The organism is Pseudomonas sp. E45-MNA-CIBAN-0222, from assembly GCF_040310405.1.
Classification (GTDB): Bacteria; Pseudomonadota; Gammaproteobacteria; order Pseudomonadales; family Pseudomonadaceae; genus Stutzerimonas; species Stutzerimonas stutzeri_AC.
This window is the reverse complement of record NZ_JBEOPU010000169.1, coordinates 1-256: the sequence shown is the minus strand read 5'-3', so window position 1 is coordinate 256 and position 256 is coordinate 1. Positions and strand designations below refer to the sequence as shown.

The following is a 256-nucleotide window of genomic DNA, read 5'->3' as shown; positions in this document are numbered from 1 at the left end:
ATATTCAGGAACCAAGTGAAGAGGCGCCGCAATTGCTCCACAATATGTGGCAATCTTGGTTAGAAATCAGCGGTCGATATGATCAACGTGCAATTATTGAAATTTACCATGATAGTCAAAGTGATATTTCTGAAGCACACTCATTGTTTGCTGTGGGTCAATTAAGTTTGGCTGACCGAGCTTGGGCAGAACAAGCTAATTTACGTGTTTGCCATGAAGTGAAGGGACTATTAAGCAACAATAACCGCTATCACCG

At 41.8% G+C, this 256-nt stretch carries 1 pseudogene; it reads left to right on the top strand.

Going from position 1 to position 256, the window contains the following annotated elements:
• A pseudogene (locus tag AAEZ08_RS23205) lies at positions 1-256 on the top strand (hypothetical protein); the annotation flags it as partial.